Source organism: Paenibacillus sp. FSL H8-0280, assembly GCF_045040665.1.
GTDB lineage: Bacteria > Bacillota > Bacilli > Paenibacillales > Paenibacillaceae > Paenibacillus > Paenibacillus xylanexedens_A.
Genome location: NZ_CP150296.1, coordinates 4329443 through 4343113, shown reverse-complemented (window position 1 = coordinate 4343113; position 13671 = coordinate 4329443). Strand labels below are relative to the sequence as shown.

12 protein-coding genes are annotated in these 13671 nt (G+C 46.4%); all 12 read left to right on the top strand.

Annotated features, from left to right (window positions below):
• The first annotated feature begins 16 nt into the window (after positions 1–16).
• The 12 genes from MHI12_RS18910 (at position 17) to MHI12_RS18855 (ending at position 13574) form a co-directional block, all read left to right on the top strand.
• The gene (locus MHI12_RS18910; protein ID WP_405170047.1) at positions 17–1315 is read left to right on the top strand and encodes a CCA tRNA nucleotidyltransferase; all 1299 of its coding nucleotides are present in this window, start codon (positions 17–19) and stop codon (positions 1313–1315) included.
• On the top strand, positions 1302–2279 hold the full coding sequence (locus tag MHI12_RS18905) for a biotin--[acetyl-CoA-carboxylase] ligase (protein WP_036672005.1): 978 nt from the start codon (positions 1302–1304) through the stop codon (positions 2277–2279). The genes MHI12_RS18910 and MHI12_RS18905 overlap by 14 nt, the downstream gene beginning before the upstream one ends.
• A 343-nt stretch (positions 2280–2622) precedes the next feature.
• Positions 2623–3501 (top strand): 3-methyl-2-oxobutanoate hydroxymethyltransferase, encoded by an 879-nt coding sequence (gene panB, locus MHI12_RS18900; protein ID WP_036607625.1) that lies wholly within the window; start codon positions 2623–2625, stop codon positions 3499–3501.
• Positions 3498–4394 (top strand): pantoate--beta-alanine ligase, encoded by an 897-nt coding sequence (gene panC, locus MHI12_RS18895; protein ID WP_405170046.1) that lies wholly within the window; start codon positions 3498–3500, stop codon positions 4392–4394. Before panB ends, panC begins: the two co-directional genes overlap by 4 nt.
• Positions 4387–4770, top strand: coding sequence for an aspartate 1-decarboxylase (gene panD / locus MHI12_RS18890; protein ID WP_017687742.1), 384 nt, complete (start codon positions 4387–4389; stop codon positions 4768–4770). Before panC ends, panD begins: the two co-directional genes overlap by 8 nt.
• A gap of 93 nt (positions 4771–4863) precedes the next feature.
• Positions 4864–5511, top strand: coding sequence for a tetratricopeptide repeat protein (locus MHI12_RS18885; protein ID WP_405170045.1), 648 nt, complete (start codon positions 4864–4866; stop codon positions 5509–5511).
• A gap of 142 nt (positions 5512–5653) precedes the next feature.
• Positions 5654–8515, top strand: coding sequence for an ATP-dependent DNA helicase DinG (dinG, locus tag MHI12_RS18880; protein WP_405170044.1), 2862 nt, complete (start codon positions 5654–5656; stop codon positions 8513–8515).
• A gap of 218 nt (positions 8516–8733) precedes the next feature.
• On the top strand, positions 8734–9387 hold the full coding sequence (locus MHI12_RS18875) for a redox-sensing transcriptional repressor Rex (RefSeq protein ID WP_405170043.1): 654 nt from the start codon (positions 8734–8736) through the stop codon (positions 9385–9387).
• Positions 9374–10681 (top strand): amidohydrolase, encoded by a 1308-nt coding sequence (locus tag MHI12_RS18870; protein ID WP_405170042.1) that lies wholly within the window; start codon positions 9374–9376, stop codon positions 10679–10681. The genes MHI12_RS18875 and MHI12_RS18870 overlap by 14 nt, the downstream gene beginning before the upstream one ends.
• A gap of 37 nt (positions 10682–10718) precedes the next feature.
• A complete protein-coding gene (locus MHI12_RS18865; protein WP_341008022.1) occupies positions 10719–11249 on the top strand; it encodes a DUF5590 domain-containing protein in 531 nt (176 codons plus the stop codon).
• A 302-nt stretch (positions 11250–11551) separates the two neighbouring features.
• Entirely contained in the window at positions 11552–12079 is a 528-nt protein-coding gene (locus MHI12_RS18860) for a hypothetical protein (protein ID WP_017687748.1), read from the top strand.
• Positions 12072–13574 carry an AAA family ATPase gene (locus MHI12_RS18855; protein ID WP_341008021.1) on the top strand — a complete coding sequence of 501 codons (1503 nt, stop codon included), beginning with the start codon at positions 12072–12074 and terminating at the stop codon, positions 13572–13574. The genes MHI12_RS18860 and MHI12_RS18855 overlap by 8 nt, the downstream gene beginning before the upstream one ends.
• Positions 13575–13671 lie beyond the last annotated feature (97 nt).

Sequence of the window (13671 nt, the reverse complement as noted above, 5' to 3'; positions counted from 1 at the left end):
GAAGAGGTGATATGTGGTGGTTCAATGGACACAGGTAGATCGTGAAATGGCAATGCAAAGTGAGAATGTACTCACAACATTAAACAAACATGGCTACAAGGCATATTGGGTAGGTGGTTGCGTTCGTGACGAATTGTTGGAACGAGTTGTAGATGATATGGATATCACGACATCTGCTTCTCCTGAGCAAGTCATGGAACTGTTTGACGATTGTATTCCTACAGGTTTACAACACGGTACGGTTACCGTTCGTTCAGGCGGTTATTACTTTGAAGTGACCACATTTCGAACAGAATCCGAATATCAGGATAATCGCAGACCTGCTGCGGTTCAATTTGTTCAAGATATCAAGGAAGACTTACAGCGGCGTGACTTCACGATGAACGCTCTTGCCATGGACGTCACTGGGACAATCGTTGACCCATTCGGTGGACAGGCAGATATCAAAGAAGAGCGAGTCAGATGTGTGGGTTCTGCGATGGAACGATTTGGAGAAGATGCACTGCGGATGCTCCGCTGTGTCCGGTTTGCTTCCGTATTTGATTTTAAAATTGCCTATAACACGTGGAAAGGTCTTGTAAAGCAGAAAGACCTGCTTCAACATATAGCAATGGAACGGGTACGTACCGAGATGGTAAAAATGATGTCGGGACCGCATCCTTTAAGAGGGTTGGAGCTGTTATACAGAAGTGATGCCCTTGCGCACATCAAAGCGGCGGTTAGCTCGGCGCGTTTTAACAAGACGTTGTTATCTAATCTGGAACAATTGTCAGGTGAGCATGTGTTGCTCCGCTGGTCACTCATCCTGATTGCTGGCGGATATAGCAAGGATGAAGCAGATGTATTATTACGTCAGTGGACATTTTCCAATGAACATCGTTCTCGTATAACAGGGGTCCTTCAGGTGGAACAGTTGATTCATACTTCCGTTCAAGAGCAGAAGGATACGGTCAGTCTCCGTTCTGATTGGATCGTTACTGTTCTGGCTTGCGGCGTTCAGGCTGCGGATGATTGGCTTCGAATACAGTCTACACTGCCAGCAGGATGGCGGAATCAATCCGAACAGGCAGAAATGCAGGTTGTTTTGGTTCAAGAGCTTGCAGCCGAATGGAGTCAATCGATCCCTGTGCATGACTTGAAAGAGTTGGATATTACAGGGGAACAAGTGTTACAAATGGTGCAGCGCAAAGGCGGGCCTTGGCTGGGGCAACTAATGAAACATTTGTTACGAGAAACGGCGATTGGAACGATAGCGAATCAGCATGAAGCACTAAGTGCAGAAGTGAAGCGGGTGGTTCAAGATGACCAAACATGAAGATCTGTTACATATGTTATTAAATGCAGAAGGACGATTCGTATCGGGTGAAGAGATCAGCCGTAATCTGTCCATCAGTCGGACCGCTGTGTGGAAACATGTGAACAAGTTGCGAGACATGGGTTATGAGTTTGAAGCGGTATCCCGCAAAGGATACCGTCTAGTAACGAAGCCGGATAGCATTGACGCTACTGGCCTCCAATTGGCTCTGGATACAACCGTATTTGGCCGTAAGGCTGTTTTGTTGGCTTCGACCCTGTCTACGCAAGGGGATGTTCTCAAGCTAGCTGAGCAAGGGCAGGCGGAAGGTGCTGTGGTCATTGCGGAAGAACAAACAGGAGGAAGAGGACGTTTCGGTCGACAGTGGTTCTCTCCTCCAGGTAAAGGAATCTGGATGAGTGTACTGTTACGCCCTGATCTACCACTTCAGCATACGCCGCAGCTAACTTTATTAACAGGAGTGGCTGTATGTCGTGCCGTTCGAGCTTGTTCAGGAGCTGATGCAGGCATCAAATGGCCAAATGATGTGTTGATTGACGGACGCAAGGTATGTGGCATATTGCTTGAATCCACGGTAGAAGATCATGAAGTCAGATACTGTATTGCAGGTATAGGGGTTGACGTGAACTTTGATCCCGAGGATTATCCGGAAGATCTTACAACTATAGCTACTTCACTCAAGATGGAGACGGGGCAATCCGTTGATCGTACTAAACTAACGGCTGCCATTTTGACGGAGCTTGAACAATTGTATTTTTTGTATCAAAAAGAAGGATTTGGCGTGATCTCAGCTCTATGGGAGGCCCTGTCCGTATCGATGAATCGAGAGATTACAGTGACGAATCCTCATGGTGTCATTGAAGGGAAGGCCATCGGTCTTGACCCATCTGGAGCACTTATCGTGGAGAAGCACGATGGAGAACATACACTAATCATCTCTGGTGAGATTTCCTGGAAATCATAAACAATTTGTCGAATTTTCACTGGTAAAATGAACATAAGACGTGAAGTTTGAGCAGAACTTTGGTATACTGTGTTCGTGAGGCGATATCGGCTAATGCAGACCGAATTGCACTCCCGTAACAGTAACCTTTGTTCTGCTTTGATGTGTTTTATATAAGCAGACCGCAGTGCAAGAATGAAATACGTTTAAGTGAGTTGTTGGATTCTGCTCTGAGCCGAAGAGGACCGAGACAGAAGGGACGATCGCAAGTGACTCTTTTTTGACTTTTCGGGACTTTTTAGTGGAAAACTAAAAGGTTTTTTTGTTGCGTTTATTTGAAAAGAAGAAAGGAGCCATGAAAAAAATGGCGAACAAACAAGCGTTGAATATTGTGAAAATGAAAAAATATAAGCAGGATGGCGTGCCGCTTAGTATGATCACGGCTTACGATTATCCAACAGCGCTTCTCGCAGAGGAAGCAGGTATTGATCTGATCTTGGTTGGTGATTCACTCGGCAATGTAGTACTGGGTTATAACTCGACGCTTCCGGTGACCATCGACGATATGGTGTACCACACACGTTCCGTAGTGCGCGGAGCTGAGAAGACATTTATTGTGGCTGATATGCCTTTTATGACCTATCATGGCAGCGTGGATGAGACGCTTAAGGGTGTACGTCGACTGATGCAAGAGGGGCATGCCCATGCCGTTAAAATGGAAGGCGGAGTCGAGATAGCAGACACCGTTAGAGCAGTCGTGCAAGCAGGCGTGCCTGTTCTTGGCCATATCGGACTTACACCTCAATCGGTTAATCAGATTGGTGGTTACCGCATTCAGGGCAAGGATGCAGCGGATGCGAAACGTCTGATGGACGAAGCCAAAGCCCTGGAAGCTGCAGGTGCGTTTGGTATTGTGCTTGAACTGGTTACGGAAGAAGTTGCACGGGCGATCTCGGAGGAACTGTCCATCCCTACCATCGGAATTGGAGCAGGACGAGGCTGTGATGGTCAGGTACTGGTATTCCACGATGTGGTTCAATACGCCTCTCCGTATACACCCAAACGGTTTGTCAAAACCTATGGAGATGTGGGAACATTAATCAGAACCAGCATCGAAGCTTACGTGAAAGAAGTGAAAGATCGTTCGTTCCCGGCCGAAGAGCATGTATTCAATGCTGCGGATGGTGTTCTGGATCAACTGTACGGCGGACAACGCAAGGAAAAGGTGGGGAGTAACTCATGAAAGTATTACGGACTATCGCAGAGTTAAGACAGGAACTAAGCTTGAAGCGTCAAGCGATTCGGTCCACTGCATCCGTTGTAGGTCTGGTACCAACAATGGGTTATCTTCATCAAGGTCATGCAAGTTTGATGCAGGCAGCCAGACAACAGAGCGATATCGTGGTATTAAGCATATTTGTTAATCCAATTCAATTTGGCCCTAATGAAGATTTTGACAGCTATCCGCGGGATGAAGCCAGAGATGTGGAAACAGCACGCTCACAAGGAGTGGATATCGTATTTATTCCCTCTGTTGAAGAGATGTATCTACAGGCAACACAAACGACGGTATCTGTCTCAAAACTGACGGAGCGCTTATGTGGCGCTTCACGTCCAGGACATTTTGACGGGGTAACGACCGTAGTCTCCAAACTCTTCAACATCGTACAGCCACAGCGTGCATTTTTTGGAATGAAAGACGCTCAGCAGGTTGCGGTCATTCAACAGATGGTGAATGATTTGAATATGCCTGTAGAAATTGTACCCTGTCCGATTGTTCGCGAAGAGGATGGTCTTGCTCTCAGTTCACGTAATGTCTATCTTAGCGCAGAACAGCGTACACAGTCCTTGGTTCTGTCGAAGGCACTGCGTGCAGCTCAGGAAGCCGCAGATACAGGTGTAGCTACTACAGCCGCAGATATCCGTCGTATTCTGCGCGAGCACATTGCAAGCTCACCGCTTGCCGTTATCGACTACGCCGAGATTCAGGCTTTTCCAAGTCTGGAGCCACTCGCAGATCAGGAAGAAGTTCAAGGACGTGATGATCTGCTCATCGCACTTGCGGTGAAATTCGGAAAAACAAGATTGATTGACAATATAAGGTTGCAAAAATCGGAGGTACTGTCCCATGTTTAGAACACTGATGAAATCCAAAATTCACCGGGCTACGGTAACGGAAGCCAATTTGAACTATGTGGGTAGCATTACCATAGATGAAGATTTGATGGAAACATCCGACTTGATGGAAAACGAAAAAGTGCAAATTGTGAACAACAACAATGGTGCACGTCTGGAAACTTATGTGATTCCAGGACCGCGCGGAAGCGGGGTCATATGTCTTAACGGCGCAGCTGCACGTCTGGTGCAGCCTGGAGATAACGTCATTATCATTTCTTACGCCATGATGTCGCAAGAAGAGGCAAATACTCACAAACCAACCGTTGTATTTGTAGATGGACAGAATAAACCTGTACAAACGATGAAACAGGAAGTCCACGCAACAATTATGTAATCGACTGGTAAGGAGAATGAAATCGGCCCTTGAAGCAAAAAATGAGTACAGGTCACTGCACTAATCCATTTTTTCAAGGGTGGGGATGCATCGATGTTCCAGCATGTTTTCGCAGAAATGAACGACATGTTAGATGAAATTATCAAGAGCTATCCTTCCGCTGAAGGCCTGAACAAACAGGAATTGCTGCAAAAGTGGAACTTGCTTAAGCGGATGAGTGACGGAATGCTGGATGAATGGCTGATGTTTGAAGAAAAGATGAGCCAGGTGAGGGAGCGGGAGATGGATAAGCCTGCTTCCCTTGAACCGGAACAGGAAGCTGTTACCGCTCTGCCTGAACTCCATCTGGAATGTTTCAGTCGAGGTCAGGGTTATTTCAAATTACAGATGTATCCGCAGGCGATCATGCAGTTCTCCCGGGTTGTGACCGACCATCCGGAGAGTGCATTAACTCGTTTTTACCTGGCGCTCGCGTATCTGAATCTGGAACAAATAGCGGAAGCCGGGACACATTTGCAGCAGATCATGTACCTTAAAGGTTCACCTCGCTTAAAAGGGCTTGTATGTAACGCCCTGGGCTGTATTCAAGCCAAGCTTGCGAATCCCGAAGCTGCATGTTCACTCTTTGCACAGGCCCTTCAGTATGACCCGACATTGACCGAACCACTGTACAACATGGAAGCTTGCAGGTTGAACAGGGGAAAATTGCAATATGCTAATCAGCTGACGACCCTTCATTAAGCGGGAATTCGGCGACAAAAAAACGGTGTTCCCTCCTTTGGCATAGCGGCGGGGACACCGCTTTTTTGTCAGTTAATTTTCAAATCCCCTTTTTTTTGCTATGCTGTAACATAGACTGGAATGGAAGGGACCGTACATTGCAATGAAATTTGCCGTATTGGATTTCGAAACAACCGGCACGCAGTCCGACGGTGAGATTATACAGGCCGGACTTGCCATCATAGATCATGACTACAGCATAACTCAAATATATAGTTCTTATGTGAACCCTGGTGTACCGATTCCCCCGTTTATTTCGGGGTTGACGGGTATTACCGATGAAGATGTGGCGGACGCTCCTTCACTCGAAGAGATGATGATGGAGATGGTTCCGCTGCTTAATGATGTGGTGCTTGTTGGACACAACGTCGCTTTTGATTTTCACTTTTTGCAGAATGCTCTCGACCGTTGCGGTTATTTGCCGTTCACTGGCCGCATTCTGGACACGATTGATTTTCTGAAGATTACATTCCCATCATTGGGTTCTTATCAACTCGGTTATGTGTCTTCCGAATTTGGATTTCAACATGATCGCCCTCACCAGGCAGACAGTGATGCACTGGCGACAGCCTATGTGCTGCTCAAGTGTCTGGATGAGTTAAAGGAATTACCGCTCATAACGATTCAGCGCCTTAGTGACCTGTTTGCACCAGAAGACAGTGACTTAGGTTGGTTTTTGGACGGGATGCGTAGTGAGAAGGAAGCAGAGCCGATTCAGGATCTGGACGGACATACCTATTATCGTCAGCTTGCTCTTAATGTAAGTGATTGGACCGATATTGGTGCACCACGCGATGAGCGGGAGGCTAACCCTCTAGATGGTGTAAGCTTCGAACAGTTTATGGACCAGGTTCGGGAGAACCTGAAGGATACACTGGATCATTACGAAGAGCGTGAAGCGCAGACTCAGATGTTCAGCAGTGTAAGGCAAGCCCTGGATGAAGAGAAACATCTTTTGATCGAAGCTGGAACGGGTACCGGTAAATCTCTAGGGTATCTGTTGCCTGCTATTTACGAAAGTGTGAAGCAAGAACAGAAAGTTATGGTCAGCACGCATACGATCAATCTGCAGGAGCAATTGAGAGAGCGGGACATTCCTATGCTGACTCAAGTGGTTCCGTTCCCGTTTAAGGCTGCTGTCTTCAAAGGACGTGGACATTACCTGTGCCTGCGCAAATTTGAACACAAAATCAATAAACGTGAGTTCGCTACACCCAAAGAGGATTATTTCACAGCTGCTCAGATGATTGTCTGGCTTACGCAGACCGAAACCGGAGATGATGAGGAACTTAACCTTAGCGGACGCGGAGGGGACTTCTGGGAGACGGTACAGAGCGAATCCGAATCATGTCTGGGAAGATCCTGTCCATGGTTCCGTAAATGTTTCTACCATCGTGCCAAACATGAAGCAGGGTTGTCTGATATCGTAATCACCAATCACTCCAAATTATTTACGGATGTGAAAGCCGCGCATCAGCTGCTGCCAGCCTATGAGAGTCTTGTAATCGATGAGGCACATCATCTGGAGGATGTCGCTGGTAAACATCTTGGAATGCATATGAAATATTTCACCTTGGTTCATACACTGACCCGCCTGTTTAAAGACAGTCGTAATGGTCAGCTGCCTATGCTTCGGTCGCAGTTATCCGGGCATGAAAATTCGGTGCAATGGGGCTCCATGGTGGATCAGATGTTCCCGCTCGCTCTTGAAGTTAAGGAGCTGTGGGATCGTATGAGCGATGCCTTGTTTGGTCTGTTGCCTGAACGAAGTGATGCTTCACCGGGAGAGACGGGGCAATTTTCACTGCGTCTGAAAGCATCTCAGAAACCTGCAAAATGGCAGGAGTTGCAGGATCTGGAGAACCAGATCTATGTGACTCTGGGCGATTTGGTTCGCAAAGGGGACAAATTGCTGCTTGAGGTGAAAGAAGATCAGGATGATTATCAATCGGATAGTCTGATCACGGACATCACAGGACTGCTGAAAGATCTGACCACATTGAAGGAAAATTTACGTTTCTTCATGCGTATGGATGACGCCAAAACGGTGTACTGGATGGAAGCCAGCGGCCAATTCCGCAGCAAATCTCTCCAGCTGTATGCCGTACCTGTAGATGTCAGTGCACAACTTAAGGATTTGTTTTTTGACAAAAAGAAAAGTGTTGTGCTTACATCGGCTACGCTCTCCGTAGATAAGTCATTCCAGTTCATGATTGAACAGCTTGGCTTGCAGGAAGCCGCCGAGAACAATAGGCTGTTAACGTCTATGTTGCCATCACCTTTCAATTATCGCGATCAGGCACTTCTGGTGATTCCGCGTGATTTCCCAAGTGTGAAGGGAAGTGTGGGTGATGCGCACTTTGTCAATATGCTGGTGCAATCACTCGCAGAGACGGCAATTGCTACGCGTGGACGCATGATGGTTCTGTTTACTTCATACAAGATGTTGCGACAGGTCTATGATCCGCTGAAAGAAGCTCTGTCTGGCAACGACATCTCGTTGCTTGGGCAAGGCGTTGATAGTGGAAGTCGTTCCAAATTGACTCGCAGGTTCCAAGATGCCAAAGCTACGGTACTTCTGGGCACAAGCAGCTTCTGGGAGGGTGTAGATATCCCTGGAGAGGCGCTAACCTGTCTCGCTATTGTGCGATTGCCTTTCCAGCCACCGAATCATCCGTTGGTGGAAGCCAAGAGTGAGTTGCTTCAGGAACAGAAGAAAAATCCGTTCATGAAACTGTCCGTGCCGCAAGCGGTCATTCGTTTCAAGCAGGGATTTGGCCGATTGGTGCGTACAGCGCAGGACAGAGGAATTGTCATTGTTTATGATACACGTGTGATTGAAGCGTACTATGGCAAATTCTTTTTATATTCATTACCAGGTCCCAAAATGGAGCATATGCTCACGGAGCAGATGGTTCCACGAATCACCGAGTGGTTGGAAAAACCTGCTAATGAACAAAAATAATGGTTGTTTTGTTCGTTATATCATTGCATGACACTATCGTTTGGCGTTAAACTTTATTAGATATTTCCATATCCGATTAAAGCAGTTGCACGTAAGAACTTATAACCTAAATTACAAGGAGCATTCTGTATAAAATGTCACGTTTATCTTTGAGTTTATACAGAATGCTCATCTTTTCATCTATTATTTAATCGTGGCCTTGGTAAGGGGGAGCAAGAATGAAATCGGATAAAATTTCGGAAGCGGTGGTACGACGTCTGCCTGTTTACTTGCGTTATTTGAGCGAGTTGCATCAGCGTGAGGTGGCTACGGTTTCTTCTCAAGAGCTTGGACAGAGGCTGGATCTGAATCCGGCCCAAATTCGTAAAGACTTGGCTTACTTCGGTGATTTTGGTCGTAAAGGGATCGGGTATGATGTATCCTATTTGATCGAGAAAATTCGTCACATTCTCAAAATTGATCAGCAAATTAATGTAGCTCTGGTAGGCGCGGGTAACCTCGGACAGGCCTTGTCCAACTACAACGCATATCTGAAAGACAACATGAAGATTGTTGCTGTATTTGATGCATATGGACCGAAGATTGGTAGTCAAATCAACAGTTTGACGGTAAAACCAATGGATGAATTGACGGAAGCGGTTAAAACGGAAAACATCCGCATCGGTATTATCACGGTTCCGGATACAGAAGCCCAAAATGTAGCGGATCAGCTTATTGAATCCGGAATCGAAGCGATCCTTAATTTTGCACCAACCATTCTAAAAACACCGCCGCATATCCGCATTCACCATGCTGACTTTACAACGGATCTGCTTAGTTTGGCCTATTACTTGGAGACTGGAAAGGACGACGAGGAAGATGACAACAAATAGATGGGTAATTCACAACGGCAAATTTGCCGTTAATGAAGGCGGCACAACATGGAACGTGGTTCAAGGATACATGGTTGTTGAGGATGACAAGATTGTGCATATTGGTGAGACATTGCCGGATGAAGACAAAAATTGTACCAAAGTGGATGGAAAAGGACTGTTCTTCCTGCCGGGTCTGATCAATACGCATGGTCATGCAGCGATGTCGTTGCTCAGAGGGCACGGAGACGATCTTGCATTGCAAGTATGGTTGCAGGAAAAAATGTGGCCGATGGAAGCGAAAATGACTTCAGAAGACGTATATTGGGGAACTTCGCTATCAGTGCTTGAAATGTTGAAAGGCGGAACTACAGCTTTCCTGGACATGTACGATCACATGGATCAAGTTGCCAAAGTTGTGGAGCAATCCGGCGTTAGAGCAGCACTGGCACGTGGTGTAATCGGGCTGTGCTCGGAAGAAGAGCAATTGCGGAAGCTGGAGGAGTCGGCTGCGTTTGCGCGTGAGTGGAATGGACAGGCAGATGGTCGCATTACAACCGTAATCTCGCCACACGCACCATATACATGCCCTCCTGACTACATAGAGAAGCTTGTGCAGGTCGCGAACGACCTAAACCTTCCTCTTCATACACATATGTCGGAAACGCTTCGTGAAGTCGAGCAGAACGTGGCTGATTATGGACTGCGTCCTGTAGCACATCTGGAAAAACTGGGCTTTTTCTCTCGTCCATCCCTGGTTGCACATGCGGTGCATCTGAATGACGAAGAGATTGAGATTCTGGCCCGTCATGATGTGGCTGTATCCCATAACCCGGGAAGTAACCTGAAACTCGCTTCCGGTGTTGCGCGGGTACCTGCGTTGCTGAAAGCAGGAGTTACCGTGTCACTCGGAACAGACGGACCGGCAAGCAACAACAACCTGGATATGTTCGAGGAAATGAGACTGGCTGCATTGATCCACAAAGGTGTATCTGGTGACCCGACGGCAGTGCCAGCAGGCGAAGCGTTATTACTCGGAACGTCATACGGTGCCAAATCCATCTTCTTGAACAATACCGGAGCACTCCAGGTCGGCATGAAGGCTGACTTTATCGCCTTGGACATTGAACAGGCACATTTCTATCCACATACAGACCTGATCTCACATACAATCTACTCGGCTTCTGCCAAAGATGTTGAGCACGTATGGGTGGATGGAAAACAAGTGGTGAAACATGGCGAATGTCTGACGCTGGATGAAGAACGCATTTTGCGTGAGTCTCAATTGGCATTTGATGGTCTGCTTGCTCGTTAATTGCAGGACAGCATCATAGGGAAAGGAAGTTCGGCTTTTGAAGAAAAAAAAGAAGTGGATATGGATTTCGCTGCTTGCACTGGTTCTGATTCTGTTTGGACTTCAGCGTTATTACGTCTATGTCACTCAGGACCAGCGCAAGGAAGAAGCGCTCGCTATACAAGCAGCACAGGAGCAACTGGGCATTACATCCTATGATGAATTGCGCAAGTACATCTGGGGAGACAAAGAAGGCTCTGACAACATCTACTGGACCCTGATCGGCAAAAACAAGGATAACCAGGATGTTATGGTCTGGGTTAAGTTCGACGCAAACAATCAACCGGCTAAGGGTGCAAACGCTGTACACAGTGAGCTACTGCAAAATGGTATGTCCGAAGCGCAGATACGCAATCGCTTTAGTTCCGAAGTTCCTGCCGGTGAGATTAAACGAATCATGCCCGGAGTTGTGAATGGAATATATGTGTGGCAAGTGTATTATAAAGACGGTACGCATAACCACTATCGCTTTTATCGTTTTAGCAATGGAGAACAGGTGGACCTTGTCTACACACTCCCGAACAGCTAGAACAAATAGAGCGACATAACTAGAGAATTTAAAGAAATGAAAGAACCGGCAGACGGATATCCGACTGAACCGGTTCTTTGTGTTGCCTGTAAACATATTTGATTTAAATAGTTAAAATTAATAATTTATTCATATTTTCGCCTTCGAAATTGTATATACGATGTGATATACTCAGTTATGTACTCAAAGTTACATTCAATAACAAATAAACCTGTCGAAATTATCGCAGGAGTCAATGTGCACATATTCGTATATACCAATAAGCCAGTAGGTTGGGCCAAAATCTGGGAGGGGTAATTCACTTGAAGCTAAAAGTATTGCCTATTGCTTTAACTGCCGTCATTTCAGCCGTTGTGTTGTTTGGAGGTTGGTTTGTATATCGTCAGGTGGCTGTGCAGAATCCGATTGAAAAAATGGTAACCCAGTACGATGGAGTCAATGACGTTCAATTAACTATTAACCGCAATGACGTACAATTGAAACTGGATCTGCAACCTGATGTTGATTTGGGCAGACTGGTACAATATATTCACAAAGAAGGACAGACCCTGATTGGAACACGCTCACTAAAGTTGGATGTTGTGGATCATTCCAGTGAAGCACTGGAAAGTTGGTGGGGTGATGCGATGTTCACCGTAGCTCAGGCGATGGAGAACAAGCAATACACCGAGATTACACCAACGTTGTCAAAGATGGCGACGAATGGAATTAAGGTAAATACAGCGATGGATGACAACAATGTATATGTCAGTCTCAGAGACGGAGATGCCAGCAAGTTTATTATTCTGCCGCGTGTGCCCGGTCAGATAGGAGTGTGGCCTAATGCCTAAGTGGACAAAAGAAGTTGCCATCGGATTTTTTCCCGTATTGATTATTTTTCTTGCTTTTACTGGTGTTAATATTGTTCCGATTCTTATTGCAGCGGTGCTTGTCGGAGCTTTGCTGTTCATGATGCAAATGCGTGGCGGGATTACAGTAGGCGCTGCACAGGAACGTAAACGGAAGAAAAAAGGACCTTCCAAGCTTACTTTTGAAGAAATTGGAGGTCAGGACAGTGCCAAGCAGGAATTGCGTGAAGCGCTTGACTTTCTCATCAAACATGAAGAAATTCGGAAGTTCGGGATTCGCCCGTTAAAAGGGATCTTGCTGACGGGTCCTCCAGGGACAGGGAAAACGTTGATGGCCAAGGCTGCTGCCCATTACACCGATTCTGTTTTTGTAGCAGCATCGGGTAGTGAATTCGTTGAAATGTATGTTGGTGTGGGTGCCAGCAGAATTCGGGATTTGTTCAAGGACGCGAGGACCCGTGCCACCAAGGAAAATAAGGAAAACGCTATTATCTTTATCGATGAAATCGATGTCATCGGGGGGAAACGTGAAGGTGGTCAACAGCGTGAATATGATCAGACCCTCAATCAGCTCTTGACGGAAATGGATGGAATATATTCTTCGGATACGCCAAGAATTCTGGTTATCGCTGCAACAAACCGCAAAGAGATGCTCGATAGCGCTCTGACGCGCCCGGGACGTTTTGACCGCCACATTCAAGTGGACTTGCCTGACAAAAAGGGCAGAAAGCATATTCTGGAACTGCATGCGGTGAACAAACCTCTGATGAAGGAAGTTAATCTGGAGAAAACAGCGGAAGAATCCTATGGTTTCTCCGGTGCACAGCTCGAAAGTGTGATGAACGAAGCAGCAATATACGCCATGAGAGACGGCTTGTTAAATATCGAACAGCGGCATTTGTCCCTGGCTATTGATAAAGTCATGATGGGTGAGAAGACAGACCGTGAGTCCAGTGTGGAAGAGAAGAAAAGGGTCGCCATTCATGAATTGGGACATGCCATTATGGCAGAACTCGTTCGTCCAGGCAGTGTTAGTCAGGTGGCACTTAGTCCGCGTGGTCAGGCGCTGGGATATGTACGTCATAACCCGCAACAGGAACAGTTCCTCTATACGAAGCGCTTTCTGGAAGAGCAGATCATGATTGCACTCGGAGGAGCAGCTGCGGAGGAAATGTACTACGGTGGTCGTTCCACAGGGTCACGCAATGACTTTGATCAGGCAACCAATGTTGTACAGACGATGATGGCTTCGGGGTTGACTTCACTTGGGATTGTGAACATGGATATGGTCACAACCGAGGAACTGATGCGAGAGAATAAATTAATTCTGCAAGAACTGATGGAACAGACAAAGCAGTTGCTTGAAGAACAACGGACAATTTTCGACAATTCACTCGACATCTTGATTCGTGAGGAAGTTTTATCTGGCGAGCAATTTCGTTGTCAATTTCGTGACAGTGCCCTTCTACCAGCATAATTTATTTATGCTGGTTATTTTTTTTTACATTTCACTCGTGCTAAGATATTATTATATGTTGGGTCGAAATTTGTAATTTTCGGCGAACAGGGTACAA